This is a genomic window from Franconibacter pulveris (assembly GCF_056780215.1).
In genome coordinates this window covers 1,663,981-1,688,468 of record NZ_CM165555.1, presented here as the reverse complement: position 1 = coordinate 1,688,468, position 24,488 = coordinate 1,663,981, and the positions used below count along the sequence as shown (strand labels likewise).

Annotated in this window: 22 protein-coding genes; 16 read left to right on the top strand and 6 right to left on the bottom strand. The window is 56.9% G+C overall.

Translation table 11 applies throughout. The annotated features are described in order from the left end of the window. Nucleotides 1–23 precede the first annotated feature (23 nt). Entirely contained in the window at nucleotides 24–857 is an 834-nt protein-coding gene (gene efeU / locus ACU4F7_RS07970) for an iron uptake transporter permease EfeU (RefSeq protein ID WP_029592464.1), read from the bottom strand. Nucleotides 858–1,214: 357 nt separating this feature from the next. On the opposite strand from efeU, the gene ACU4F7_RS07965 reads away from it, so the two are divergent. Continuing rightward, nucleotides 1,215–2,399: a NupC/NupG family nucleoside CNT transporter gene (locus ACU4F7_RS07965; RefSeq protein WP_029592463.1), complete on the top strand. Its 1,185-nt coding sequence runs from the start codon at nucleotides 1,215–1,217 to the stop codon at nucleotides 2,397–2,399. A 30-nt stretch (nucleotides 2,400–2,429) separates the two neighbouring features. On the opposite strand, the gene ACU4F7_RS07960 is transcribed toward ACU4F7_RS07965, so the two are convergent. Then, nucleotides 2,430–2,852: a DUF3574 domain-containing protein gene (locus tag ACU4F7_RS07960; protein ID WP_481638396.1), complete on the bottom strand. Its 423-nt coding sequence runs from the start codon at nucleotides 2,850–2,852 to the stop codon at nucleotides 2,430–2,432. 136 nt (nucleotides 2,853–2,988) lie between these two features. Continuing rightward, on the bottom strand, nucleotides 2,989–4,497 hold the full coding sequence (gene putP, locus ACU4F7_RS07955; protein ID WP_481638395.1) for a sodium/proline symporter PutP: 1,509 nt from the start codon (nucleotides 4,495–4,497) through the stop codon (nucleotides 2,989–2,991). 419 nt (nucleotides 4,498–4,916) lie between these two features. On the opposite strand from putP, the gene putA reads away from it, so the two are divergent. Further along, nucleotides 4,917–8,879, top strand: a complete 3,963-nt coding sequence (putA, locus tag ACU4F7_RS07950) for a trifunctional transcriptional regulator/proline dehydrogenase/L-glutamate gamma-semialdehyde dehydrogenase (RefSeq protein WP_481638394.1) — start codon at nucleotides 4,917–4,919, stop codon at nucleotides 8,877–8,879. A 58-nt stretch (nucleotides 8,880–8,937) separates the two neighbouring features. Then, the gene (locus ACU4F7_RS07945; RefSeq protein WP_029592458.1) at nucleotides 8,938–9,330 is read left to right on the top strand and encodes a lysozyme inhibitor LprI family protein; all 393 of its coding nucleotides are present in this window, start codon (nucleotides 8,938–8,940) and stop codon (nucleotides 9,328–9,330) included. Here ACU4F7_RS07945 and rutR read toward each other — a convergent pair. Beyond that, nucleotides 9,327–9,965, bottom strand: coding sequence for an HTH-type transcriptional regulator RutR (rutR, locus tag ACU4F7_RS07940; RefSeq protein WP_481638393.1), 639 nt, complete (start codon nucleotides 9,963–9,965; stop codon nucleotides 9,327–9,329). The two genes, ACU4F7_RS07945 and rutR, sit on opposite strands and share 4 nt — an antisense overlap. Before the next feature lie 274 nt (nucleotides 9,966–10,239). On the opposite strand from rutR, the gene rutA reads away from it, so the two are divergent. The 7 genes from rutA to rutG are packed head-to-tail and all read left to right on the top strand — an operon-like array spanning nucleotide 10,240 to nucleotide 15,706. Beyond that, entirely contained in the window at nucleotides 10,240–11,331 is a 1,092-nt protein-coding gene (rutA, locus tag ACU4F7_RS07935; RefSeq protein ID WP_029592456.1) for a pyrimidine utilization protein A, read from the top strand. Further along, a complete protein-coding gene (gene rutB, locus ACU4F7_RS07930) occupies nucleotides 11,331–12,029 on the top strand; it encodes a pyrimidine utilization protein B (RefSeq protein ID WP_481638392.1) in 699 nt (232 codons plus the stop codon). The genes rutA and rutB overlap by 1 nt, the downstream gene beginning before the upstream one ends. Before the next feature lie 9 nt (nucleotides 12,030–12,038). Continuing rightward, complete coding sequence (rutC, locus tag ACU4F7_RS07925; RefSeq protein WP_024556929.1) at nucleotides 12,039–12,431, top strand: pyrimidine utilization protein C; 393 nt, start codon at nucleotides 12,039–12,041, stop codon at nucleotides 12,429–12,431. A gap of 3 nt (nucleotides 12,432–12,434) precedes the next feature. After that, a complete protein-coding gene (gene rutD, locus ACU4F7_RS07920; RefSeq protein ID WP_481638391.1) occupies nucleotides 12,435–13,244 on the top strand; it encodes a pyrimidine utilization protein D in 810 nt (269 codons plus the stop codon). Then, nucleotides 13,241–13,831: a malonic semialdehyde reductase gene (locus ACU4F7_RS07915; RefSeq protein WP_481638390.1), complete on the top strand. Its 591-nt coding sequence runs from the start codon at nucleotides 13,241–13,243 to the stop codon at nucleotides 13,829–13,831. The genes rutD and ACU4F7_RS07915 overlap by 4 nt, the downstream gene beginning before the upstream one ends. Before the next feature lie 9 nt (nucleotides 13,832–13,840). Further along, a complete protein-coding gene (gene rutF, locus ACU4F7_RS07910) occupies nucleotides 13,841–14,335 on the top strand; it encodes an NADH-dependent FMN reductase RutF (RefSeq protein ID WP_029592451.1) in 495 nt (164 codons plus the stop codon). A gap of 27 nt (nucleotides 14,336–14,362) precedes the next feature. Beyond that, nucleotides 14,363–15,706 (top strand): pyrimidine utilization transport protein G, encoded by a 1,344-nt coding sequence (gene rutG / locus ACU4F7_RS07905; RefSeq protein WP_481638389.1) that lies wholly within the window; start codon nucleotides 14,363–14,365, stop codon nucleotides 15,704–15,706. A 99-nt stretch (nucleotides 15,707–15,805) separates the two neighbouring features. Here the strand turns inward: rutG and ACU4F7_RS07900 are convergent, their stop codons facing one another. Next, nucleotides 15,806–15,988, bottom strand: a complete 183-nt coding sequence (locus tag ACU4F7_RS07900) for a con-10 family general stress protein (RefSeq protein ID WP_049294239.1) — start codon at nucleotides 15,986–15,988, stop codon at nucleotides 15,806–15,808. 414 nt (nucleotides 15,989–16,402) lie between these two features. On the opposite strand from ACU4F7_RS07900, the gene wrbA reads away from it, so the two are divergent. Both wrbA and ACU4F7_RS07890 read left to right on the top strand, forming a co-directional pair. Beyond that, nucleotides 16,403–16,999 (top strand): NAD(P)H:quinone oxidoreductase, encoded by a 597-nt coding sequence (gene wrbA / locus ACU4F7_RS07895; RefSeq protein ID WP_024556935.1) that lies wholly within the window; start codon nucleotides 16,403–16,405, stop codon nucleotides 16,997–16,999. A 19-nt stretch (nucleotides 17,000–17,018) separates the two neighbouring features. Beyond that, complete coding sequence (locus ACU4F7_RS07890) at nucleotides 17,019–17,246, top strand: YccJ family protein (RefSeq protein WP_029592447.1); 228 nt, start codon at nucleotides 17,019–17,021, stop codon at nucleotides 17,244–17,246. Between the two features lie 129 nt (nucleotides 17,247–17,375). Here ACU4F7_RS07890 and ACU4F7_RS07885 read toward each other — a convergent pair whose 3' ends face one another. Beyond that, nucleotides 17,376–19,073, bottom strand: coding sequence for an aryl-sulfate sulfotransferase (locus tag ACU4F7_RS07885; protein WP_481638388.1), 1,698 nt, complete (start codon nucleotides 19,071–19,073; stop codon nucleotides 17,376–17,378). A gap of 460 nt (nucleotides 19,074–19,533) precedes the next feature. On the opposite strand from ACU4F7_RS07885, the gene ACU4F7_RS07880 reads away from it, so the two are divergent. The 4 genes from ACU4F7_RS07880 (at nucleotide 19,534) to ACU4F7_RS07865 (ending at nucleotide 24,433) form a co-directional block, all read left to right on the top strand. Beyond that, nucleotides 19,534–20,325: an outer membrane protein OmpK gene (locus ACU4F7_RS07880; RefSeq protein ID WP_035888307.1), complete on the top strand. Its 792-nt coding sequence runs from the start codon at nucleotides 19,534–19,536 to the stop codon at nucleotides 20,323–20,325. A 78-nt stretch (nucleotides 20,326–20,403) separates the two neighbouring features. Beyond that, entirely contained in the window at nucleotides 20,404–21,855 is a 1,452-nt protein-coding gene (locus tag ACU4F7_RS07875) for a sulfatase family protein (protein WP_414842489.1), read from the top strand. Between the two features lie 110 nt (nucleotides 21,856–21,965). Beyond that, nucleotides 21,966–23,141 carry an anaerobic sulfatase maturase gene (locus tag ACU4F7_RS07870; protein ID WP_481638387.1) on the top strand — a complete coding sequence of 392 codons (1,176 nt, stop codon included), beginning with the start codon at nucleotides 21,966–21,968 and terminating at the stop codon, nucleotides 23,139–23,141. 11 nt (nucleotides 23,142–23,152) lie between these two features. After that, nucleotides 23,153–24,433 carry a transposase gene (locus ACU4F7_RS07865; RefSeq protein WP_481638386.1) on the top strand — a complete coding sequence of 427 codons (1,281 nt, stop codon included), beginning with the start codon at nucleotides 23,153–23,155 and terminating at the stop codon, nucleotides 24,431–24,433. The last annotated feature ends 55 nt before the right edge of the window (nucleotides 24,434–24,488 follow it).

The window sequence follows — 24,488 nt, the reverse complement described above, 5'->3', positions numbered from 1 at the left end:
AAGGCGCGACGCGCCTGTTATAATCAGTTTGCGTTGCCGGAAGGCTGCGCCACCACGCGGGTCGGCATAAAGAAAATAGCCAGCGCGGGCAGCAGATAAATCAGCCAGACCGCCACTTCGCTCACCGTGGGCGCTTCCTGGTAGCCGAATACCGACTCCAGCAGCGTGCCGAAGAGCGAATGCGTGCTCAGCACCTGGCTTAGGTCGAAAGCCACCTCCTGAAAGCGGTTCCACAGCCCCGCCTCGTGAAACGCGCGAATGGCGCCCGCCGCCAGCCCCGCCGCTACCAGCAGAATAAAGAGGCTCGTCCATCTGAAAAAGGTCCCAAGGTTAAGGCGGATGCCGCCCCAGTAAAGCAGGAAACCGAGCACCACTGCCGTCGCCAGCCCCAACATGGCGCCAAGCGGCGGCCAGACGCCGAGATCCTGGCCAAAGGCCGCCAGCAGGAAAAAGACCGACTCCAGCCCTTCGCGCGCCACGGCGAAAAAGACCATCAGGATCAGCGCCCAGCTTTGGTTGCCGCCGCGCTTGAGCGCCTTGTCTACCGCCTGCTCCAGCTCCCCTTTCACGTTGCGCGCCACTTTGCGCATCCAGAAAACCATATAAGTGAGGATCAATACCGCAATCACCGCCACGATGCCTTCAAACAGCTCCTGCTCTTTTTGCGGGAACTCGCCGGTGGTTTCGTTGATGAAAATACCCAGCCCAAGGCAGAGCGCGGCGGCGAGAAACACGCCTATCCACATGACGCCAAGCCATTGCCCGCGCTGCGTGCGCTTCAGGTAACTGGCGATAAGGCTGACAATAAGCGCAGCTTCCAGCCCTTCGCGCAGCATAATAAGAAATGGAACAAACATCCCGGCACCCTTAAGTGTGAAATCAGGTCAACTGTTGCAAAGAAAGGTAAATGTGAGTGAAAGTGATTATCATTAGCAAAAGAAGAAATACAAGCAAAATGTGCCGGGAATTATGACGAAGTGTAAAAGTTGCGAAGTTGAGTAATCACGCTGTCGGATTATCCCGCTCTCACGCGTGTTCGAACCGGTAATAACGCCTGTGCAACATGCGCAAATATGGCCTCGCCTTCGCAAGCGCCTTCCCATCCCCGCTTATTCCGTTTGCCAGATAACGATGCGGGAAATTATGCTTAGCGCGCTGTTTACCGGCCGTTTTATCTGTGGCTAACTATTTTTCTTTCAATCACCTGCGTAACTATGACAACTCTATTGCACTTTATTTTCGCCGCGGCGGCTATCCTGGCGCTTGCCTGGCTTACAAGCTTTGACCGTAAAAACATCCGCGTTCGTTATATTCTTCAGCTTATGCTTATCGAAGCGGCGTTCGCCTGGTTCTTTTTGCATGCGCAAGCGGGGTTATGGCTGATTCAAAGCGTCGCGGGCGGCTTCTCTTCGCTGCTGCATTTTGCCGCTGAAGGCACCGATTTCGTCTTTGGCGGCATGAGCCAGAAAGGCCTCGCCTTTGTGTTTCTTGGCGTGCTCTGCCCTATCGTCTTTATCTCGGCGCTGATTGGCATTCTGCAACACTGGCGCATCTTGCCGGTGTTCATTCGCGTTATCGGCACCTTGCTTTCAAAAATCAACGGCATGGGCAAGCTCGAGTCGTTCAACGCGGTGAGTTCGCTGGTGCTCGGCCAGTCGGAAAACTTTATCGCTTATAAAGGCGTGCTGGCGGATCTCTCTTCGCGCCGTCTGTTTACGATGGCGGCTACCGCCATGTCGACCGTTTCGCTCTCTATCGTCGGCGCCTACATGACGATGATCGAGGCGAAATATGTGGTCGCGGCATTGGTGCTTAACCTGTTCAGCACGTTTATTATTCTTTCCGTCATCAATCCGGCGCGCCCGCACGACGAACCGGAAGTGCGGCTTGAGAAACTGCATGAGTCCCAGAGTTTTTTTGAAATGCTCGGCGAGTACATTCTTGCGGGCTTTAAGGTGGCGATGATTATTCTGGCGATGCTGATTGGTTTTATCGCCATTATCAGCGCCGTGAACGCGCTGTTTCTGGCGCTGTTCGGCCAGAGCTTCCAGCAACTGCTTGGCTATGTGTTCTACCCGTTAGCCTGGCTCGTTGGCATTCCGGCGGCAGACGCCCTGAAGGCGGGCGGCATTATGGCCACTAAACTTGTGGCGAATGAGTTTGTCGCCATGATTGAGCTGCAAAAAATCGCCGCCACCCTGTCGCCGCGCGGTCTTGGCATTCTGTCGGTGTTTCTGGTGTCGTTTGCCAATTTTGCCTCTATCGGCATCGTCGCGGGCGCCATAAAAGGGCTAAACGAGCCGCAGGGCAACGTGGTTTCGCGCTTTGGCTTGCGCCTGGTGTATGGCGCAACGTTAGTCAGCCTGCTTTCCGCCGCGTTCGCAGGCCTGGTGCTGTAAGCAAAAGGCGGGACCTTCCCCGCCTTTATCTCAAAACTGTACGCACACGCTCTGATCCACCCGCATAACGGATTCCTGCGCAAAACGGGTTTTATATATCGCGCGCAGGGCTTCTATCTCCCGCTCGCTTGTGTCGTTGCGGTCATGAATGAGCACCAGCGCCTTGCTCGGCTCGCGCGCCACGTTGCCATCGCTGCCCAGCCACTGGCCGCGCGCGTCAAACACCGTCAGGCCATCGCGAAAGCGCGGGGTGACGTCGGTATCGACAAAACCTTGCCACTCCTTGCCGGTGATAGCCGGGCCAGCGGGCCGGCTGAGGCCAAAATAGAGCGTGGTCTGCATCATGCGATTTTGCGCCGCGCACGCCTGCTTCGGCTCCGCTTCGCCTGAATGCGCCGTGCAGCCTGTCAGCAACGCCGCAAGCGTAAGGCCTAACAACGCTTTGCCAGTCATCTTTTTCCCTGCCTTTTAGTGATGGGTGGAAAACAGGATGAAATAACACTTTGCCGCGCCAGGCAAGGGATGCCTTAGACTATTTTTTTGATTACAAACAAAAAACCCGCCTTTCGGCGGGTTTGCTTGCGAAGGCTTAATCAGCCTGCAGTTTAGAAGGCGGCGCGGTGTGGTATTCCGCGTCCGCTTTTTCAAAGCGGGACCGCATCGTGACGGACGGCGCTTTGTCCAGCAGACTAAAGACCACGATGCCAAGGCTTGCGAAAACAAAGCCCGGAATGATTTCATACAGGTTCAGCCAGGCGAACTGCTTCCAGACGATAACGGTCACCGCGCCGATAATCATGCCTGCCAGCGCGCCGTTGCGGGTCATGCGCGACCACATCACCGAGAACAGCACTACCGGACCGAATGCGGCGCCGAAGCCCGCCCAGGCGTAGCTCACCAGCCCAAGCACGCGGTTTTCCGGGTTCGCCGCCAGCGCAATGGCAACCAGCGCCACCACCAGCACCATCAGACGCCCCACCCATACCAGCTCTTTCTGCGTCGCGTTTTTACGCAGGAAGGCTTTGTAGAGATCTTCAGTAATCGCGCTGGAGCAGACCAGCAGCTGGCAGCTCAGGGTGGACATCACCGCCGCGAGGATAGCGGAGAGCAGAATGCCGGCGATCCACGGGTTAAAGAGAATTTGCGCCAGCTCGATAAAGACGCGCTCGCCGTTCTGGTTCACCGCCGCCGCCTGCTCCGGGTGGTTGTTAAAGTAGGCGATGCCGAAGAAGCCCACCGCCACGGCACCCGCAAGGCAGAGGATCATCCAGGTCATGGAGATGCGACGCGCGTTAACAATGGTGTGATGAGAGTCCGCCGCCATAAAGCGCGCCAGAATGTGCGGCTGGCCGAAGTAGCCAAGCCCCCAGCCCATCAGCGAAATAATCGCCACCAGGTTTAAGCCCTTGAGCATATCGACGTTCTCGATGCTCTTTTGCTTGATAACCATCAGCGAGTCGTCCAGGCCGCCGACGGCGAGAATAACAAACACCGGGGTCAGGATCAGGGCGAAAATCATCAGGCTCGCCTGCACCGTGTCAGTCCAGCTTACCGCGAGGAAGCCGCCGATAAAGGTGTAGAGAATGGTCGCCGCAGCGCCTGCCCACAGCGCGGTTTCATAACTCATGCCGAAGGTGCTTTCAAACAGGCGCGCGCCTGCCACAATGCCGGAGGCGCAGTAGATGGTGAAGAACAGCAGGATAACCAGCGCGGAGATGATGCGCAGCACGCGGCTTTTATCTTCGAAACGGCCAGTGAAATAATCCGGTAACGTCAGCGCGTTATTGTTCGCCTCGGTGTGCACGCGCAACCGCCCTGCCACCAGCTTCCAGTTGATCCAGGCGCCCAGCGTCAGGCCGATGGCAATCCAGCTTTCTGAAATCCCGGAGAGGAAAATGGCGCCAGGCAGGCCCATCAACAGCCAGCCGGACATATCAGACGCCCCTGCCGACAGCGCCGTTACCACGCTGCCAAGGCTGCGCCCGCCAAGGATGTAATCGTCAAAGTTTTTGGTCGAACGCCACGCAATAAACCCTATTAATATCATCCCAAAGATATAAACAAGGAAAGTCACCAGCATAGGTGTACTCGCTGTCATTTCACTTCTCCGTCTAATCTGGCCAGTTTCGGCTTGTCACCGCCGGAACGCAGCGGTGCTGTTATCGTCGTTTTCGTTTCGCGGCAGTATCCTGCCGGAAGCGGTTTTCATTCACAATCGATTTAACACACCATTTACAACAATTACATCTCTGCTAAAAATGCCATTTTGCAGGAGGTTGCACTCGCTCACGCTTTTAGCGGTTGCACCACCAAAAAATGTTAACCAGGCCCGGAATATCAGCTTATAGCGCGGTGGCGTCTGAGCGGTCATAGCAATTTCATATTTAACATTTCATTCATTTTTGAGCTTGCTGGCGAGGTCACATTTAACATGGTTGCACAAAGTTGCAACATGATGGATAGTGCCGGATAACGTTAACCGCAGATAAAAACGCGAAGAAAACAGGAGCTAAAGGCATGGGCACCACTACCATGGGGGTCAAGCTGGATGATGCAACCCGTGAGCGCATCAAAGCCGCCGCAACCAAAATAGACCGCACGCCGCACTGGCTGATTAAGCAGGCTATTTTCAATTATCTTGAACGACTCGAAAGCGACGATACGCTGCCGGAGCTGCCTGCCCTGCTGGCGGGCGCGGCCAATGAGAGCGAAGAAAACATCGTCCAACCGGAAGAGACGCATCAGCCCTTCCTGGAATTCGCCGAGCAGATCCTGCCGCAGTCGGTCAACCGCGCCGCAATAACCGGCGCTTACCGCCGTGCGGAAACGGACGCCGTGCCAATGCTGCTTGAGCAGGCGCGCCTGCCTGCGCCGGTGGCGGAGCAGACGCATCAACTCGCTTATAAGCTTGCAGAGAAGCTGCGCAACCAGAAGACCGCTTCCGGGCGCGCGGGCATGGTGCAGAGCCTGCTGCAGGAGTTCTCGCTCTCTTCTCAGGAAGGGGTGGCGCTGATGTGCCTTGCCGAAGCGCTGCTGCGTATTCCAGATAAAGCGACCCGCGACGCGCTGATCCGCGACAAAATCAGCAACGGCAACTGGCAGTCTCACATTGGCCGCAGCCCTTCGCTGTTTGTTAACGCCGCCACCTGGGGTCTGCTCTTTACGGGTCGTCTGGTCTCCACCCATAACGAAGCCAGCCTGTCGCGCTCGCTCAACCGCATCATCGGCAAGAGCGGCGAGCCGCTTATCCGCAAAGGCGTGGACATGGCGATGCGCCTGATGGGCGAGCAGTTCGTGACCGGTGAAACCATCGCCGAGGCGCTGGCCAACGCCCGCAAGCTCGAAGAAAAAGGGTTCCGCTACTCTTACGATATGCTCGGCGAAGCGGCGCTGACCGCCGCCGATGCGCAGGCTTACATGGTCTCTTACCAGCAGGCGATCCACGCCATCGGTAAAGCCTCTAACGGTCGCGGCATTTATGAAGGCCCGGGCATCTCCATTAAGCTTTCGGCGCTGCACCCGCGCTACAGCCGCGCGCAGTATGACCGCGTAATGGAAGAACTTTACCCGCGCCTGAAGTCGCTCACCCTGCTGGCGCGCCAGTATGACATCGGCATTAACATCGACGCCGAAGAGGCGGACCGCCTGGAGATCTCCCTCGACCTGCTGGAAAAACTCTGCTTTGAGCCGGAGCTGGCGGGCTGGAACGGCATCGGGTTTGTTATTCAGGCTTACCAGAAGCGCTGCCCGTTTGTGATTGATTACTTAATCGATCTCGCTACCCGCAGCCGCCGTCGCCTGATGATCCGTCTGGTGAAAGGCGCTTACTGGGACAGCGAAATCAAACGCGCCCAGATGGAAGGCCTTGAAGGCTACCCGGTTTACACCCGCAAGGTTTACACCGATATCTCCTACCTCGCCTGCGCGAAAAAGCTGCTGGCGGTGCCGAACCTTATTTATCCGCAGTTCGCGACCCATAACGCCCATACGCTGGCGGCGATTTATAACCTGGCGGGCCAGAACTACTACCCCGGCCAGTATGAATTCCAGTGCCTGCACGGCATGGGCGAGCCGCTCTACGAACAGGTGGTGGGGAAAGTGGCGGACGGCAAGCTGAACCGGCCGTGCCGTATTTATGCTCCGGTAGGCACGCATGAAACCCTGCTCGCCTATCTGGTGCGTCGTCTGCTGGAAAACGGCGCCAATACCTCGTTCGTCAACCGCATCGCCGATACCACGCTGCCGCTGGATGAACTTGTGGCGGACCCGGTCGCCGCGGTGGAAAAACTGGCGGCGCAGGAAGGGAAAGCGGGCCTGCCGCACCCGAAAATCCCACTGCCGCACGATCTCTACGGCGAAGGCCGCATTAACTCGACAGGGCTTGATCTCTCAAACGAGCACCGTCTGGCTTCGCTCTCCTCCGCGCTGCTTAACAGCGCCGCGCACAAATGGCAGGCGCTGCCGGTGCTGGAAACCGCGGTGGAAGCAGGCGAGCTGACGCCGGTGATTAACCCGGCGGAGCCGAAAGATATCGTCGGCTACGCGCGTGAAGCCACCGACGCGGAAGTCTCGCAGGCGCTGGATAACGCCGTGAACAGCGCGCCAATCTGGTTCGCCACCCCACCGCAGGAGCGCGCCGCCATTCTTGAACGCGCCGCCGTGCTGATGGAAGACCAGATGCAGACGCTTATCGGCATCCTGGTGCGCGAAGCGGGCAAAACCTTCAGCAACGCCATCGCGGAAGTGCGCGAGGCGGTAGACTTCCTCTATTACTACGCAGGCCAGGTGCGCGACGATTTCGATAACGAAACCCATCGCCCGCTCGGCCCGGTGGTCTGCATCAGCCCATGGAACTTCCCGCTCGCTATCTTTACCGGCCAGATTGCCGCCGCCCTCGCCGCTGGCAACAGCGTGCTGGCGAAACCGGCGGAGCAAACGCCGCTGATTGCCGCTCAGGGCGTAAATATCTTGCTGGAAGCGGGCGTACCGGCAGGCGTGCTGCAACTGCTGCCTGGGCGCGGCGAAACGGTCGGTGCGAAGCTGACTGGCGATGAGCGCGTGCGCGCCGTGATGTTTACCGGCTCAACGGAAGTGGCAACCCTTCTGCAACGCAACATCGCCACCCGCCTTGACCCGCAGGGCCGCCCGACACCGCTGATTGCGGAAACCGGCGGACTGAATGCGATGATTGTCGACTCCTCCGCCCTGACCGAACAGGTGGTGGTGGATGTGGTCGCTTCCGCGTTCGACAGCGCCGGCCAGCGCTGCTCCGCCCTGCGCGTGCTCTGCCTGCAGGAAGATATTGCCGATCACACGCTGACGATGCTGAAAGGCGCGATGGCGGAGTGCCGCATGGGCAACCCAGGCCGCCTCTCCACTGACGTCGGCCCGGTTATCGACGCTGAAGCGAAAGCCAATATCGACCGCCATATTCAGGCGATGCGCGCCAAAGGCCGCAATGTCTTCCAGGCGGTGCGTGAAAACAGCGTTGATGCGCGCGAATGGCAGGCCGGCACGTTTGTCATGCCGACGCTTATCGAACTGGAAAGCTTTGACGAACTGCAAAAAGAGATTTTCGGCCCGGTGCTGCACGTGGTGCGCTACAGCCGCAACAATCTCGACGGGCTGATTGAGCAGATCAACCGCGCAGGTTACGGCCTGACGCTTGGCGTGCATACCCGCATTGATGAAACTATCGCCCAGGTGACGGGCGCGGCGAAAGTCGGCAACCTCTACGTTAACCGCAATATGGTTGGCGCGGTGGTGGGCGTGCAGCCGTTCGGCGGCGAGGGGCTTTCCGGCACCGGCCCGAAAGCGGGCGGTCCGCTTTACCTCTACCGCCTGCTGGCGAACCGTCCGCCGCACGCGGCGCTGACCACCTTCAACCGTCAGGATGCGGTGTATCCGGTAGACACGCAGCTTAAAAACGCGCTGACGCAGCCGCATCAGGCGCTCACCCAGTGGGCGGCGGGACGCCCGGACTTTAAAGCGCTATGCGAGAAATACGCCGAGCTTTCGCAGACCGGCGCGCAGCGCGTGCTGCCGGGGCCGACGGGCGAGCGCAATACCTGGACGCTGCTGCCTCGCGAGCGCGTGCTGTGCGTGGCGGATAACGAGCAGGACGCGCTTGTCCAGCTGGCGGCGGCGACCAGCGCAGGCAGCCGCGCGCTGTGGCCGGACGACAAACTGCATCGCGAACTCGCGAAACAGTTGCCCGGCGCGGTACAGCAGGTTATCGACTTTGCGAAGCCGGACCATCTGATGAGCCAGCGTTTCGACGCGGTTATCTACCATGGCGATTCCGACCAGCTGCGTAACCTGTGCGAACAGGTAGCGGGCCGCGAGGGGGCGATCGTGTCGGTGCAGGGCTTCGAGCGCGGGGAAACCAACCTGCTACTGGAGCGGCTGTGGGTGGAACGCTCGCTCAGCGTCAACACCGCGGCGGCGGGCGGCAACGCCAGCCTGATGACAATCGGCTAAGAACTGGCTACGCTAGCAAGGCTCCTGTTTCAGGAGCCTTTTTTTATGGAGAGAACCCATGAAACGACTCCCGCTCTACCTGCTTGCCTTGCTGAGCGCCCCGGCGCTTGCCGACAATTGCGAAAAGGCGACTACCCAGACGGATCTCAACGTTTGCGCCGCCGCGGACTACCAGCAGGCGGATACCGCCATGAACGCCAGCTATAAAAAAGTGATGGAGCGCGCAAGCGTTGCGCAGCGCGACTTGCTGAAAAAAGCGCAGAACGCCTGGCTTAACGTGCGCGACGCCGACTGCGCCTTTGTCAGCTCGGGCGCCAACGGCGGCAGCGTGCAGCCGATGATAGAGAGCCAGTGCCTGGCGGATAAAACCCGCGAGCGCGCCGCGTTTCTCGAGTCGTTAACCCAGTGCGAAGAAGGCGACGTGAGCTGCCCGCTGCCGCCTGCCCCTTAACGCGGACGGATGCCTTCTATCACCATTCGCTGTACGTTTTCCACGGTCTGGCGAAAGAAGGCGTCATCCTGCAACGTCTTTCCCGTCACCGCTTCCACCTGGGTGGCGAAATCGGCGTAGTGCTGCGTGCTGGCCCAGATCATAAAGATCAGATGATGCGGGTCTACGGGGCCAATTTTACCGCTCGCCACCCAGCCTGCGATAATCGCCGATTTCTCATCCACCAGGCTTTTCAGGTCGCCGGAAAGCTCCGCCATCAAAAGCGGCGCGCCCTGTAGCATTTCCAGGCAAAACAGCTTCGAGGCCTGCGGGTGATCGCGGGAGACTTCAAGCTTCAGGCGAATGTACTCGCCTATCGCCGCCAGCGGTTGCAGGTCGGCGCGAAACGCCTTCAGCGGCGCCAGCCAGATATCCAGGATCTGTTTAAGCACCGCGACGTAGAGCGCCTCTTTCGACGGGTAGTAATAGAGAAGATTGGTTTTAGAAACGTCCGCTTTTTCAGCCACCTGCTCGAGGCTGGTGCCATGAATGCCGAACCGTGAAAAATAGTCGAGCCCTGCGGCCAGAATCGCCTGCTTTTTCGCCGCTATCGCTTTTGAGCGCCTGCCCAACTCTTTAACCGCGCCTTGCGCCATGCGCTCTCTCCTTTGCGTTTTGCCTCAAGCATAGCAAAAGCCCCCCGCCGCCTGCACCCTCATCGCGCAGCGCTGCCTGTTTTCTGTGCAGCCTTTTTGACCGTTTAGTCCACTTTTTTACGGTTAAATTTTCAACATAGCAGCAACGTATTGATAACAATGAGCCTTTTAAAGCTGGCATACCCCTTGCACTACCTCTTTCGAGCGAGGCTTAACGGAAAATGCAGGACGCAGCGCCGCGCGAGATCCCTTTCCGACTTTGATGAGGTTCGCGATGAAAATTGGTGTGTTTGTTCCTATCGGCAACAACGGCTGGCTGATTTCCACCCACGCTCCCCAGTACATGCCGACGTTCGAGTTAAACAAGGCGATTGTGCAAAAAGCGGAGCAGTACCATTTCGATTTCGCCTTGTCGATGATTAAGCTGCGCGGCTTTGGCGGCAAAACCGAGTTCTGGGATCATAACCTGGAGTCTTTCACCCTGATGGCCGGGCTTGCGGCGGTCACCTCGCGCATTGAGATTTACGCCACCGCCGCCACCCTTACCCTGCCGCCCGCCATTGTGGCGCGCATGGCCTCGACTATCGACTCCATCTCCGGCGGGCGCTTCGGCGTGAACCTCGTTACCGGCTGGCAGAAACCGGAGTATGAGCAAATGGGCCTCTGGCCGGGGGATGACTACTTCTCCCGCCGCTACGACTACCTCACCGAATATGTGCAGGTGCTTCGCGACCTGTGGGGCACGGGCAAAAGCGACTTCAAAGGCGATTTTTTCACCATGAACGACTGCCGCGTCAGCCCGCAGCCGCAAAAACCGATGAAGGTGATTTGCGCCGGTCAGAGCGATGCGGGCATGGCGTTCTCCGCTGCGCACGCCGATTACAACTTTTGCTTCGGCAAAGGGGTTAACACCCCCACCGCGTTCGCGCCAACGGCGGCGCGGATGAAAGCGGCGGCGGAAAAAGCCGGGCGCGAGGTCGGCTCTTACGTGCTGTTTATGGTGATTGCCGACGAAACCGACGACGCGGCGCGCGCCAAATGGGAGCATTACAAAGCGGGCGCGGATGAAGAGGCGCTGGCGTGGCTTACCGAGCAGAGCCAGAAAGATACCCGCTCCGGCGCCGATACCAACGTGCGCCAGATGGCGGACCCGACGTCGGCCGTCAATATCAACATGGGCACGCTGGTGGGCTCTTACGCAACCGTAGCACGGCTGCTGGATGAAGTGGCGACGGTGCCGGGCGCGCAAGGCGTGCTGCTGACGTTTGATGATTTCCTGACCGGCGTGGAAACCTTCGGCGAACGCATCCAGCCGCTGATGCAGTGCCGCGCCCATATTCCGCAAATCACAAAGGAGGTGGCGTAATGAAAAGCCTGACGCTGAAAGCCCGCCCGGAAGCCATCGAATTCACGCCGCAACAGAGCGCGCTGATTGTGGTGGATATGCAAAACGCCTACGCAAGCCAGGGCGGTTATCTGGATCTCGCCGGGTTTGACGTTTCCACCACGCAACCGGTTATCGAAAAAATCAACGTCGCGGTGGCCGCTGCGCGCAAGGCGGGCATGACCATCATCTGGTTCCAGAACGGCTGGGACAGCGACTATGTAGAAGCAGGCGGCCCCGGGTCGCCCAACTGGCACAAGTCTAACGCGCTGAAAACGATGCGCAGCCGCCCGGAACTGCAGGGCAAGCTGCTCGCAAAAGGCGGCTGGGATTATGAACTCGTGGACGAGCTGAAGCCGCAGCCGGGCGACATCGTGCTGCCGAAACCGCGCTACAGCGGCTTTTTCAACACGCCGCTCGACAGCATCCTGCGCAGCCGGGGGATCCGTCACCTGGTGTTTACCGGCATCGCCACCAACGTGTGCGTGGAATCGACGCTGCGCGACGGCTTTTTCCTGGAGTACTTCGGCGTGGTGCTGAGCGACGCCACTCACCAGGCGGGCCCGGCGTTCGCCCAGCAGGCGGCACTGTTCAACATTGAAACGTTTTTTGGCTGGGTCAGCGACGTCGCTACCTTCTGCGACGCGCTCGCCCCCGCTGCCCTCGCCCGTATCGCATAAGGAGCCATCATGCCAAAACAGGTCATTATTCCGCCGGGCACAACAACGCCCATCGCCCCTTTTGTGCCAGGCACGCTGGCTGACGGCGTGGTTTATGTCTCCGGCACGCTGCCGTTCGACAAGCTCAATAACGTGGTCTATCCCGGCGACCCAAAGGCGCAAACCCGTCACGTGCTGGAGACGATACGGAGCGTTATCGAAACCGCGGGCGGGACGATGGAGGACGTGACGTTCAACTCGATCTTTATTACCGACTGGAAAAACTACGCCGCGATTAACGAGGTTTACGCCGAGTTTTTCCCGGGCGATAAGCCTGCGCGCTTCTGCATTCAGTGCGGGCTGGTGAAACCCGACGCGCTGGTGGAGATAGCGACGGTTGCGCACATCGGTAAGCAGGGGTAAGCCATGAACCTGACCCTCACCCCGGCGCCTTACCCCGGCGCGCCGGTGCTGGTTCTGATAGCGGGACTGGGCGGCGCGGGCGGCTACTGGCTGCCCCAGCGCGCCGCGCTTGAGCCGCGCTATCAACTGGTGGTGTACGATCAGCGCGGCACCGGCAATAACCCGGCCACGCTGCCGGAAGACTACAGCATGGCGGATATGGCGCGCGAGCTGCATGACGCGCTGCTCGCCCATGGCATTACCCGCTTTGGGGTCATGGGCCATGCGCTTGGCGGGCATATTGGCATGCAGCTCGCCCTTGATTACCCGCAGGCCGTCACGACGCTTGTCATCATCAACGGCTGGCTGCGTCTTAACCCGCATACCCGCCGCTGTTTCGCGGTGCGTGAACGGCTTTTACGGGAGTGCGGCGCGGCGGCGTATCTTGAGGCGCAGCCGCTGTTTCTCTACCCGGCTGACTGGATGGCGGCCAACCAGCCGCGTCTGGAAGCGGAAGAAGCGCTGCACAACGCCCATTTTCAGGGTGCGGAAAACCTGCAACGCAGGCTGGCGGCGCTGAAAGCCGCCGACTTCAGCCAGACGGCGCAGGCGATTGCCCAGCCCACGCTGCTTATCTGCGCCCGCGATGACCTGCTGGTGCCCTGGAACTGCTCGGCGGCGCTGCATGACGCGCTGCCCGACAGCCGCCTGGAGGTGCTGCCCTGGGGAGCGCACGCCTGCAACGTCACCGCCAGTGGCCCGTTTAACGAACTGGTAAAAACCTTTCTGGCGGCGACCCTGACGATGCCGCCTGTCGCTAAGGAAACTGTATGAGTGAAGCCGTAAGCATGAGCGCGCTGAATACCCTGTTTACCCAGGCGCGTACCCATAACGCCTGGCTGGAGAGGCGGGTCAGCGACGAACAATTGCAGGAGATTTATGCGCTGGCGCGGATGGCGCCCACCTCCGCGAACTGCTCGCCGGGACGATTTCTGTTTATCCGCACCCCGGAAGGCAAGGCCCGGCTTAAGCCGGCGCTCTCCTCCGGCAACCTTGAGAAAACGCTGTCCGCTCCGGTCACCGTCGTGGTTGCCTGGGATGCGCAGTTTTACGACAAGCTGCCTGAGCTTTTTCCCCATGGCGACGCCCGCTCGTGGTTTACCTCAAGCACGGCGCTTGCCGAAGAGACGGCGTTTCGCAACAGCTCGCTGCAGGCGGCTTATCTGATAATGGCCTGCCGGGCGCTGGGGCTGGACTGCGGGCCGATGTCCGGCTTCGACCGCGATAAGGTAGACGCGGAGTTTTTCGCGGGCACGACCTGGAAAAGCAATCTGCTGATCAATATTGGCTACGGCGATGCCAGCCGGGTTTACCCGCGCCTTCCGCGCCTCGCTTTCAACGATGCCTGCGCGCTTTTATAGGAGAACGCCATGTCGGCGCCAAACCAACAACAGTTTCGTGATGCCATGGCGCGCCTCGGCGCCGCCGTCAATATCATTACCACCGCTGGCCCGGCGGGCATGGCGGGCTTTACCGCCTCCGCCGTTTGCAGCGTAACGGACAGCCCTCCGACGCTGCTGGTCTGCCTGAACCGCGCCGCCTCGGTATGGCCTGTCTTTAGCGAAAACCGCCAGCTTTGCGTTAATACCCTCGCCGCCGGACACGAGTCGCTCTCCAACCTTTTCGGCGGCAAAACGCCGATGGCGGAGCGCTTTACCGCCGCCGAGTGGCGCTATGGTGTCACTGGCTGCCCGCGGCTTGAAGGAGCCGTGGTCTCCTTTGACTGCCGGATAAGCCAGACCGTCAGCGTCGGCACGCACGACATTCTGTTTTGCGAAGTGATGGAAATAGCACGTAACGACGACACCCACGGCCTGGTGTGGTTTGACCGGGGTTACCACCAACTGATGCGGCCCGCCTGTTAGCCGCCCTCTTCTGCGCAGGAGTTTCACATGTCACACACCTGGTTTCCTCAATGGCGTAAACACACAGCGGGTGAAGTGGTGGCCCCGGACGAAACGCTCCCTCTCGGTCAGACGATGGTCATGGGCGTTCAGCATGCGGTTGCGATGTTCGGCGCCACGGTGCTGATGCCGTTGCTGATGGGGCTTGACCCGAACCTCGCCATCCTGCTTTCCGGCATCGGCACGCTGCTTTTCTTTCTGGTGACCGGCGGTCGCGTGCCAAGCTACCTCGGTTCGAGCGCCGCATTTGTCGGCGTGGTGATCGCCGTGACCGGCTTTAGCGGCCAGGGGCTGAACCCCAACCTCAGCGTGGCGCTGGGCGGCATTATCGCCTGCGGCCTGCTTTATACGCTGATTGGTTTTGTGGTGATGAAATCGGGCACCCGCTGGATTGAACGGCTGATGCCGCCGGTAGTGACCGGCGCCGTGGTGATGGCGATTGGCTTAAATCTCGCCCCCATCGCGGTGAAAAGCGTCTCCGCCAGCAGTTTCGACAGCTGGATGGCGGTGATGACCGTGCTCTGTATTGGTCTGGTGGCGGTTTTCACCCGGGGCATGGTGCAACGTCTGCTGATTTTAATCGGCCTGATTCTGGCCTGGGCGCTTTACGCCGCGCTGACCAACGGTCTCGGACTCGGCAAACCGGTGGATTTTTCACCGGTCGCGCAGGCCGCGTGGTTTGGCCTTCCGCACTTCACCGCCCCCACGTTTAGCGGCCAGGCGGTGATGCTTATCGCGCCCGTTGCTGTGATTCTGGTGGCGGAAAACCTCGGCCACCTGAAAGCGGTGGCGGGAATGACCGGGCGGAATATGGACCCGTACATCGGACGGGCGTTTGTCGGCGACGGGCTGGCGACGATGCTTTCCGGCGCAGTGGGCGGCAGCGGCGTGACCACCTATGCGGAAAATATCGGCGTGATGGCGGTGACAAAAGTTTACTCGACGCTGGTGTTTGTCGCCGCTTCCGTCATCGCTATGCTGCTGGGCTTTTCGCCTAAATTCGGCGCGCTGATTCATACCATTCCCGGTCCGGTGATTGGCGGCGCCTCGATAGTGGTGTTTGGGCTGATTGCCGTCGCGGGCGCGCGCATCTGGGTGCAGCATCGCGTGGATTTAAGCCAGAACGGCAATTTAATTATGGTGGCGGTCACGCTGGTGCTGGGCGCCGGGGATTTTGCGCTGACGGTGGGCGGCTTTACGCTTGGCGGCATTGGCACCGCGACGTTCGGGGCGATTTTACTTAACGCGATTTTAAGCCGGCGCGCACATACTGTCGTCGAAGCGGATATCGCGCCGCAGGAACCGAGCGTGGGCCAGACATTCCCGAAATAACCGATAAGTAAAAAAACAGCCGCCGGGCGAACCCGGCGGCGTTGGGGCAGCTATCAACCATTAATCGTCAGATATCGCGGCTAATCGCTTGAATAGTCATTAGCTGTTGCTGCTGCGGCCGCCGCCATGACTATTTTTGCCCCCTTTTTTCCCAGCTTCAGATGCGCGCTGCGGGTCATTTTTGAAGTTCCCGCCGCTGTGCTGGCCACCTTTACGACCTGCTTCTGATGCTCTTTCACGATCTTCTGCGAAATTACCTGAACCACCACGATGGTTTGCCATTTCAGACCTCCAGATATGTGAAATCATTAGACATCATACTGCATTCAGTAAAAGAGGATCCTTTCACCTGGCGACAACAGGTCGAAACCTTTTATCATTGCCGCGTGATCTGAAGCTTAGTGCAGCAGTCGCGTTTGGTCGGTAAACGGTAATATTCTGCAACATCAAATTGACCAAACGGCGAAATTTTTGCCGCTTCCATCTATAAGCCGTTCTTATGATTAACAAAACGTAATTATTTTGACATGTTTCTAAATATAACAAAGCAAACAAACGTTATATTTTCTTAAAAATCAATTAATTGGTTTGCTACCTTGGCACTCTGCCCATCAGCGCTTATCTTTACTAGAGCGCAGCGATAACGCTGCTGACGGTTCCCCGTAAAAAAGCCTTAAAATTTAAGGAGTCAGGTCAATGGTTAAAGTACTGGTGCTTTATTACTCAATGTACGGACACATTGAGACCATGGCGCATGCGGTAGCGGAAGGCGCAGAAAAAGTAGAAGGCGTGGAAGTGACCATCAAGCGCGTGCCAGAAACCATGCCGCCTGACCTGTTCGCGAAAGCCGGCGGGAAAGCGCAGAACGCACCGGTAGCAACGCCGCAGGAGCTGGCGGATTACGACGCCATTATCATCGGCACGCCTACCCGTTTTGGCAATATGTCCGGCCAGATGCGCACCTTCTTTGACCAGACCGGCGGACTTTGGGCTTCTGGCGCGCTCTACGGCAAGGTAGCCAGCGTGTTTAGCTCCACCGGCACGGGCGGCGGCCAGGAACAGACGATTACCTCCACATGGACTACGCTTGCACATCATGGGATGGTAATTGTGCCCATCGGTTACGGGGCCCAGGAACTGTTTGATATTTCCGCGGTGCGCGGCGGCACGCCTTATGGCGCCACGACTATCGCAGGCGGCGACGGTTCGCGTCAGCCAAGCCCGGAAGAGCTGGCCATCGCCCGCTACCAGGGCGAATACGTGGCCGGCGTTACCGTAAAACTGAAAAGCTGATTCAGCACAGGAGGAAACTATGCCAACACAAGAGTCGAAAGCTCACCACGTAGGAGAATGGGCCAGCCTGCGTAATACCTCCCCGGAAATCGCCGAGGCGATCTTTGAGGTAGCGGATTACGACGAAAAAATGGCCGAGAAAATCTGGGAAGAAGGCAGCGATGAAGTGTTGATTCGGGCTTTCAAAAAAACCGACGCCGACTCGCTCTTCTGGGGCGAACAGACCATCGAGCGTAAAAACGTGTAATGCGCCCTGTTGCCGTTGCGGCAAAGGGTTAAGCCACTCTGTGCGCCGGGTGCGACACCGCTGGCGCAGAGAAAAACGGGGCCTGATGGCCCCGTTTTTCTGTTTTATAAACGCATACCTGTCTTATTTTTAGCCAAACAGCGGCAATTTATAGGCGCGGAAACAGGTAATGTTGTAGCGGTACATTGAGGGGTCGTCCTCTCTGCGTCTGGCAAGGCCCGAGCCGATGGTTATCTCAAGCAAGACCTCGCCCTGCGCGGTAAGCTCGCGCAAAGGCAGCTTGCCTTCCGCGCTTCCATCCCAGCTCTGGTAATCGACATCGCTGTAGCCCGGATCGCAGGTTAAGGTCAAACCGGTGTCGTCGAACGTCGCCCCGCCGTAACAGACGACCAGGTTGCCATTAGGCATCAGCTGTTTCGCGCCGCATAAGCTGCTGTAGCCTTCCGGACCGGAAAAATATTCGTTGAGCTTCTGGACCGTCATCGTCGTTAAATCGATACGGTAATTCCCTACCCGGCTTTGGTTATTCCATGGCGCAATGCTCTGCGCATCATCTCTTGAAAGGTAATTGCCATTATTAAAAATCGAGATATCGATAATGCCGGGCGCGTCGTTAGGGATCTCCAGCACGTTGTGCTGTCCCCAGTTCCAGAATTCGAGATTCGCTTTTTTAATCTCTTCAGGCTGGCTGAAATCGTAAAGCGGCGCCCCTGACGCATCGACGGGCGTCAGTAAGTAAGGCTGATAATCCGCAGACCAGGCTTCATGGGTGGACATAATAAAACGCAGTTGACCGGTTTCCACTTCAACGCCAAAGATGGCGCTTTGATTACGTCCTGAGGTGACCAGAATATTGTTGGTCTCATTGATATAGCACTGATTCACATGCAGCCAGTCTACGCTTCCGTCCGCTGAAGGCGGGTTAGAAGGACGGCATGGACGGGTGCGATCGAGCACTTTCGTCATGTCGTAATAGTGTGTTTCAAGACCGGTGCGCAGATCGATTATCGACACGCCATCTTCGATAGTGGTATCGCCATCCGGCCGCGTGCCCGGGGCATATTCAGACGCGCCCACCAGCGAACCGTCAGACCGTTGCCATAAAGAATGATGCAGCGCGTTATCAAGCATATACATGGTATGCACGCGGCCCATCATATCGAACTCATACATTTGCAAATAGTTATTCTGCGCGATAGCAGAAGATAAAAAATTACCGTTGGCGATGCGCAGCAAATTATTTGAAGGCATATCCTTGGTTGTAAACCAGCGAACATTCGCCTGATGATCGAGTGCAATATTATTACGATCAAAACACGAAATAAAATATAGCCCCTGCGCAAGCATGGCGGGATCGCTCGCCGGGACTTTCAGCGTAACCTGAGGAAAGAGATTATGTCCGGCGGGATCCTGCGCATCCGTCGGCGGCAACGGTTCGGTAAGGACTTGCCATGTGGTGGAGCCAGCCGAAGAAATCAGCGTGATGAGATTAACGTTGTCCGCCAGCAGGCCAGCGACAGGAATGAGGTTCGCTCCCGCAACCACCTGCTGCGTAAAAGTCAGCACGGGCGCGCGCTCGTTTTGGTCAGTCACGGAAATATGTAGCGTTTCTGCCTTTTCTGACCATAAGCCAATATAAAGGCTTAATGGCGCGGTGCCATAGGGGTTCAGCGTGAGGAGAGCATTATTCTGGTTATGGGTCGCGTTAATTTCAGTGAATAGCGAAGAATAAATCTCATTATGCTTCATCACGATACTGTTAGTGGTATCAATGCCCTGATTAACGGGCGGGCGAGGAAGCGGCAAAGCAGTGCTGTGTAGCGTCATAATACGATCCTTAATAAATAATTATGTTCGGCATAGTGCTCTTTTCATAGAAACCAGGCCAGGTGGCGCCCTGTGTTGGCTTTTATTTTCAACGTCAGTGAATCAATGTGTTTTCTCCTCCTCTTAACGCTTATTAAAAATTGCTTTTAAAAGCACCTGCAAAAATATTACGTCAGCCAATAAGTCAAACTGTTAATCACCCCGCAAAAAACACCGTCAAAGATGGCAAAATAAACGCCATTCGCGGCTATAAAATGCCCCATACAGTGAAAAATTTAGCGCTGATTTTATTTTCCGCTCTTAATAATTCAATGAGATACAAGTGGAATATCCACACTTTTTGTCACTCTGGCGCTTATATGCCAGCGCCCCTTTTAGCGTGTGATTATTATCACAAACGGAGCCAGAACCGCTCTATATTATCTACGCGGCCAGAACCACTATAATAAGGAAATTATCTATGAGTTTGATAAACGCGCAGCACAAGCGCGCCGGCGTTCTTTCGCTTATTACCTCTGCAGTGACTTTACTGTTCAGCGCGCAAACGCAGGCGCTGGATTTGGAACTAAAAAATGCGTATGGCTCGGCGAATGCGGGATATGCGAACTGGAACAGCGGCCTTGAAAATACACACCGGGGCGAAGTCTGGAAATTAACCGCCGATTTCGGCGCAATTTTTAATAAAGGCGAATTTTATTCCTTTTATGAAAATAACGTCCTTAATCATAAAATCGCCGGACAGAACTATGTTTTATCGGCGCAAACACATATTCGTCTGTTCAATTCTGACTACAGCCTGATGGGGAAAGTTTACGGCCAGTTTGATAATACCTGGGGAGACGATCTCGACATGATGTACGGGCTGGGTTACCTGGGCTGGAGCGGCAAATGGGGGTTCTTTAAACCGTATATCGCTTTCCATAACCAGTCTTCCGATTATAAATCACAGCGGCTCGGCGGCCGCAGCGCCAGCGGTCGCAATGGCTACGTGGCAGGCTGGACCACCGCTTATTTTTTCAAACTCTGGGATCAATCTTTTGTTCTGTCTGACTGGCATGAGTTTGAGTTCGATCGCAACGACGCCTATGCCGAACAGCAGCACGGCGCTAACGGCATTAACGGCGGCCTGACTCTGGCCTGGAAATTTTATCCGCACCTTAAGGCCAGCGTGACCTGGCGCTATTTCAAAAACAAATTGGGCTACGACGGTTTTGGCGATCAGATGATCTACATGCTGGGTTACGAGTTTTGATTTTTCCACAATAAGGACATCAACATGCAAAAGCGAATGCTGGCAAGCCTGGTCAGCCTGTTACTGGCGGGCAGCGCGATGGCGCAAACCGCACCGGCCACGTTATCTGACAAACCGGCTAAACAACCTAACGTTATTATCATCATGGCGGACGACCTCGGCTATGGCGACCTGGGCGCTTATGGTCACCCCATCGTGAAAACGCCTAATATTGACAGGCTGGCGCAGGAAGGGATGCGCTTTACGGAATATTATGCCCCGGCGCCGCTCTGCTCCCCCTCTCGCGCGGGCTTGTTAACAGGACGCACGCCGTTTCGTACCGGCATACGCTCCTGGATCCCCTCAGGCGGTAAAAACGTGGCGCTGGGCCGTAATGAAAAAACCATCGCCAGTTATTTAAAAGAGCAGGGTTACGACACGGCGATGATGGGCAAGCTCCATCTCAACGCGGGCGCCAACCGCACTGACCAGCCGCAGGCCAAAGATATGGGCTTTGATTATTCGCTGGTGAACGCCGCCGGTTTCGTCACAAGCGATCTGGATAAAGCGAAAGAGCGTCCGCGTTATGGCGTGGTTTATCCCAACGGTTTTTACCGTAATGGCAAACCCATCGGCACGGTAAACCAGATTAGCGGCGAGCTGGTCAGCAGCGAAGCCATCCACTGGTTAGACAGCCGCAAAGAGAAGAAACCGTTTTTCTTATACGTCGCCTTTACCGAGGTGCATACCCCCCTCGCCTCGCCGCAAAAGTACCTTGATATGTATAAAGACTACATGTCGAGTTATGAACGACAGCATCAGGATCTGTTCTATGCCGACTGGGCGGACAAACCCTGGCGCGGCGCAGGCGAATATTACGCCAATATCAGTTACCTCGACGAACAGGTCGGCAAAGTGCTCGATAAAGTGAAAGCCATGGGCGAAGAGGACAACACCATTATTCTCTTTACCAGCGACAATGGCCCGGTCACCCGCGAAGCGCGAAAGTGGTATGAGCTGAATATGGCGGGCGAAACTAACGGACTGCGCGGTCGCAAAGATAATCTCTGGGAAGGCGGCATCCGGGTTCCGGCCATTATCAAATATGGCAACCATATCAAGGCGGGCGCGGTCTCCGATACGCCAGTAACCGGGCTGGATATTCTGCCGACGCTTGCGGATATGCTGCACTTTTCGCTGCCCACCGACCGCGCTATCGACGGGGAATCCATTAAGCCGGTGCTGGAGGAGCAGCCGCTCACCCGTCACAAGCCGCTTATCTGGGCCATCGACATGCCCTATCAGGATGACCCGACCGATATGTGGGCGATACGTGAAGGCGACTGGAAGATGATCTTCGACCGTAACGCTAAGCCCAAATACCTTTATAACCTGAAAGCCGACGCCGGCGAGGTAAACAACCAGCTTGGCAAACAGCCGGCGCTTGAGAAACAGTTCGTGGCTGACTTCACACGCTATAAAAATGACATCGATAACGATTCGTTAATGCGCGCCCGTGGCGAAAAACCGGAACCCGTAGACTGGAACTGATAACCCATCTGTTCAACGTAGCGCCTGCTCTGCGGCTTTACGACCGTGGAAAAGGCGCTGATTATTTCTTGCGATGGATGAATATCGTGATAAAGAAAAGCTGTCATGTTATGGCCAAACCGACGGGCGCGGCCTGTAATCTTGGATGCGATTACTGCTTTTATCTGGAAAAGGCGCAGCTTTACCCTGGCCGTCAACAAAAGCGAATGGACGACGCTACGCTTGAAATATTTATCGAACAGCATATTAAAGCGCAGCAGACTGAAGAGGTGGTATTTGCCTGGCAAGGCGGCGAACCGACGCTTGCCGGCCTCGACTTCTATCAACGCGCCGTGGCTTTACAGGAAAAATATGCCCATGGAAAGCGAATCATTAATACCCTGCAGACTAACGGCATGTTGATAAATGACGCGTGGTGCCGTTTTTTACACAAGCATCAATTTCTTATCGGCATCTCAGTCGATGGCGATGCTGAACTGCACGACGCCTGGCGAAAAACCCGCGCAGGAAAACCGACGCATGAGCGGGTGGAAAACGCGATTCGCCTGCTGAAGAAGCATGACATCGAATTTAATACCCTGACTGTCGTAAACAATATCAATGTGCATCATCCGCTGCGCGTTTATGACTACCTCAAACAGGTAGGCAGCCGCGATATGCAATTCATCCCCTTACTGGAGCGTCACTACCCCGCCGGGGAAGATGAAGGTCTGGTTCCGCCCGATTACCAGGGCGAAGCGGTCATCGCGCCCTGGTCGGTTCCCGGCGCTGAGTTCGGCGTTTTTTTAAAAACGATCTTCTACAGCTGGATCCGGCGGGATATTGGCGAGATAAGCATTCAGCTTTTTGATCAGGCCTTCGCCGCCTGGTGCGGTTTGCCTGCGCAGATTTGCGTCTTTGCCGAGCGTTGCGGCAGCGCGCTGGCGATGGAAATGAACGGCGACGTTTATCAATGCGACCATTATGTCTGGCCGCGCTACAAGCTTGGCAATATCCACACCGCTTCCATAACGGAAATGCGCGATAGCAGCGCGAATCAGGACTTTGCCCGCGCAAAAAGCCTGACCATGGCCAGCGACTGCCGTGACTGCCCTTTCACCTTTGCCTGCTATGGCGGTTGCCCGAAACATCGCATCCTGCGCTCTGCTGCGGGTGAACAGAATATCAACTATTTCTGCGCCGGTTATAAAGCCTTTTTCCACTACATCACGCCCTATATGCTGATGCTGAAATCCCTGTGGGAAAACGGACGCTCGCCGGCTGAATTGAAAACGCTGATTACCTGAGTGAGTAAACGATGGCCGCCGCCGATATCTTTCGCTATACCGACGTTAACTCCTGCAAAACTTTTGGCTGTCGAAATTTTGGCGTAATGAACAGCCCCTCTTATGCGCAGCGCGGTGAGAATATTCTTTGTCAGGCATGCGGATTTCATTTTCCTGTTATCAGCGCAGCGGCTTTCAATGCATTTAAAGCCCAGGCTAACCGGGGCTATCACGGCGTGGTATGGGCTTGCCCATACTGCGGTAAACGCGACGGATTGGCCCGCAACGGCTATGCGGGAAACGGTCAACAGCGCGTGCGCTGCGCAGGCTGCCGCAAAACCTTCGTCTTTTATGAACGCCCTCGCGTCGCGCCTCACCTTTCGCAACTCGCCGATATGATTCGCGCCGGTCTGCCGCTGCGCGAGCGTTCCGGGTTTAGTCCTAAAGCCACTGGGCGGGATTTACAGCAGCTGGCTTTTACCGCGCGGGTCAGCCCCTTCCTGGCGCGCCCCTTTACGCTGGAGGCGACGTTTGCCACCGCGACCTTCAGCATTAATTTTAACGGCTCGCCAAATCGTCTTTACGTCATCGTGACCGTAGAGAAAAAAAGCGACAGAGTGATAGCCCTCACGACCAATTATGCGCTGCGCTCCGCCCCTATCCCTTTCGAGTACCGCTACAGCGCCAATGAGGAAGAGCTGCTGGCTTCGCAAGAGCCGGTCGCCAGGATCTTCGCGAAAGATCGTTTAATGGGCCGGCGCGCCCTTTTTTTCGATGCCCGCTATGGCGCGGCGCGGCTAAAAAGTAACGATGCGGGGGCTATCGTAAAACCCGTGCTGGCCGCTTATCGCCACTTTGAAATAGTAAAGTCGTTAACGCAAAGCACCGTTTTGTATGTTCAGCATTATATAGAGCATGAGTGTTTTCTTTATGGCGGCTGCCTGATGGCGAACCGGGATGACGTCACCAGCGGACATTGCCACATCGCTTTTGTGCATGAAAAGGGAACAAGAGCGCCGCAGCGGCCTTTTCGCTCCGACATCGTCACCTCCAGCATTATCTGGAACGATGTCTGGCGCTGCTTTTCCCAGCCCGATTATCAAATGGCGGTGTGTAGCCTGACAGGGCCACAACGCATTAGCGAATTACGCGAAGCCACGCTGCAACCCGCGCATCGCTTTATCGATTTTATTCGCCGCCACCCCTTTTATCCGCAGCTGCTTCGCCTCTCGCCGGCGAACGTCGGCGCGGTACTGGAGTTTCTGGCGACGGATTACAACTGCGGCGTGGTAAAGCCTGAGGCGCTGCGCTGAGACAATTCTTAAAGATGATTTGCGCGCTAAGGGAAAAACTACACTTCTTACGTGT

Excerpts from the sequence above, each read along its gene's own strand:
- efeU (WP_029592464.1), bottom strand. The coding sequence starts at position 857 with ATGTTTGTTCCATTTCTTATTATGCTGCGCGAAGGGCTGGAAGCTGCG.
- ACU4F7_RS07965 (WP_029592463.1), top strand. The coding sequence starts at position 1,215 with ATGACAACTCTATTGCACTTTATTTTCGCCGCGGCGGCTATCCTGGCG.
- ACU4F7_RS07960 (WP_481638396.1), bottom strand. The coding sequence starts at position 2,852 with ATGACTGGCAAAGCGTTGTTAGGCCTTACGCTTGCGGCGTTGCTGACA.
- putP (WP_481638395.1), bottom strand. The coding sequence starts at position 4,497 with ATGACAGCGAGTACACCTATGCTGGTGACTTTCCTTGTTTATATCTTT.
- putA (WP_481638394.1), top strand. The coding sequence starts at position 4,917 with ATGGGCACCACTACCATGGGGGTCAAGCTGGATGATGCAACCCGTGAG.
- ACU4F7_RS07945 (WP_029592458.1), top strand. The coding sequence starts at position 8,938 with ATGAAACGACTCCCGCTCTACCTGCTTGCCTTGCTGAGCGCCCCGGCG.
- rutR (WP_481638393.1), bottom strand. The coding sequence starts at position 9,965 with ATGGCGCAAGGCGCGGTTAAAGAGTTGGGCAGGCGCTCAAAAGCGATA.
- rutA (WP_029592456.1), top strand. The coding sequence starts at position 10,240 with ATGAAAATTGGTGTGTTTGTTCCTATCGGCAACAACGGCTGGCTGATT.
- rutB (WP_481638392.1), top strand. The coding sequence starts at position 11,331 with ATGAAAAGCCTGACGCTGAAAGCCCGCCCGGAAGCCATCGAATTCACG.
- rutC (WP_024556929.1), top strand. The coding sequence starts at position 12,039 with ATGCCAAAACAGGTCATTATTCCGCCGGGCACAACAACGCCCATCGCC.
- rutD (WP_481638391.1), top strand. The coding sequence starts at position 12,435 with ATGAACCTGACCCTCACCCCGGCGCCTTACCCCGGCGCGCCGGTGCTG.
- ACU4F7_RS07915 (WP_481638390.1), top strand. The coding sequence starts at position 13,241 with ATGAGTGAAGCCGTAAGCATGAGCGCGCTGAATACCCTGTTTACCCAG.
- rutF (WP_029592451.1), top strand. The coding sequence starts at position 13,841 with ATGTCGGCGCCAAACCAACAACAGTTTCGTGATGCCATGGCGCGCCTC.
- rutG (WP_481638389.1), top strand. The coding sequence starts at position 14,363 with ATGTCACACACCTGGTTTCCTCAATGGCGTAAACACACAGCGGGTGAA.
- ACU4F7_RS07900 (WP_049294239.1), bottom strand. The coding sequence starts at position 15,988 with ATGGCAAACCATCGTGGTGGTTCAGGTAATTTCGCAGAAGATCGTGAA.
- wrbA (WP_024556935.1), top strand. The coding sequence starts at position 16,403 with ATGGTTAAAGTACTGGTGCTTTATTACTCAATGTACGGACACATTGAG.
- ACU4F7_RS07890 (WP_029592447.1), top strand. The coding sequence starts at position 17,019 with ATGCCAACACAAGAGTCGAAAGCTCACCACGTAGGAGAATGGGCCAGC.
- ACU4F7_RS07885 (WP_481638388.1), bottom strand. The coding sequence starts at position 19,073 with ATGACGCTACACAGCACTGCTTTGCCGCTTCCTCGCCCGCCCGTTAAT.
- ACU4F7_RS07880 (WP_035888307.1), top strand. The coding sequence starts at position 19,534 with ATGAGTTTGATAAACGCGCAGCACAAGCGCGCCGGCGTTCTTTCGCTT.
- ACU4F7_RS07875 (WP_414842489.1), top strand. The coding sequence starts at position 20,404 with ATGGCGCAAACCGCACCGGCCACGTTATCTGACAAACCGGCTAAACAA.
- ACU4F7_RS07870 (WP_481638387.1), top strand. The coding sequence starts at position 21,966 with ATGGCCAAACCGACGGGCGCGGCCTGTAATCTTGGATGCGATTACTGC.
- ACU4F7_RS07865 (WP_481638386.1), top strand. The coding sequence starts at position 23,153 with ATGGCCGCCGCCGATATCTTTCGCTATACCGACGTTAACTCCTGCAAA.